1 pseudogene is annotated in these 976 nt (G+C 42.4%); it reads left to right on the top strand.

From position 1 onward, the window contains the following. Positions 1-976, top strand: a pseudogene (locus B879_RS20960) (Eco57I restriction-modification methylase domain-containing protein); the annotation flags it as partial.

Genomic DNA, 976 nt, shown 5'->3' with positions numbered 1-976 from the left:
TATAAAAACAACCAGCCCAATTGCATCTATGTGATCACCAGTAATTTCGAAAAGCTGCGGTTTTACATCGACAATGCGGTGGATTTTGTAGAGTTCAATATCCTGGGGATGCAGCTGGAGGAATTCAGGCTTTTTTGGCTCCTGCTGCACAAAGAAAATCTCATGGCCGGATTGCCTAAAAAAATCAAAGAACAATCCCTTGTCGCAGAAGAACAGGTTACCAAAAAACTGTATGCCGATTACTCTTCCTTCAAGCAGGAGCTTTGGCAGGATATGGTGAGGTTGAATCCTGGGATAGACGAACTGGATTTGTACAAAAAGAGTCAGAAATTATTGGATAGATTTCTCTTTATCTTTTTTGCGGAGGACAAAGGATTATTGCCGCCCAATTCCATTATGGAGATTGTCAATCAGTGGTTGGAATTAAAAGATTTGGATGCTTATATCCCACTGTATGATCGGTTCAAACTCTATTTTGGATACTTGAATACGGGAAGGATAAAACCAGGTAAGGCAGAAATCCATGCCTATAATGGAGGTCTTTTTGCGGCGGATCCGATCTTAGATACCTTGCTTATTTCAGATCAGTTGATTGAAAAGCATGTTCGGAAACTCACTGAATACGATTTTGAATCGGAGGTAGATACCAATATTTTGGGGCATATTTTCGAACATTCGCTCAATGATATCGAAAATGTGCGCGCCAAACTGGCAGGGGAGGAGGTGGACAAATCCAAGACCAAACGGAAGCGGGATGGCGTATTTTATACCCCAAAGTACATCACCAAATACATTGTAGACAATACCTTAGGGAGGCTGTGTACGGAGAAAAGGACGGAACTTGGTATCATCGACGAGGAATTTGCAGAGGGGAAGCGGGGAAAGCAAAAGAAAACGATCTTAAAACTCAAAGAAAAGCTGGATGCCTATAGGATTTGGCTGCTTCAACTGACCATCTGCGATCCTGCCTGTGGGT

The organism is Cecembia lonarensis LW9, assembly GCF_000298295.1.
GTDB lineage: Bacteria > Bacteroidota > Bacteroidia > Cytophagales > Cyclobacteriaceae > Cecembia > Cecembia lonarensis.
Note: the sequence above shows the minus strand (reverse complement) of the source record. Positions and strands in the feature narration are given on the sequence as shown.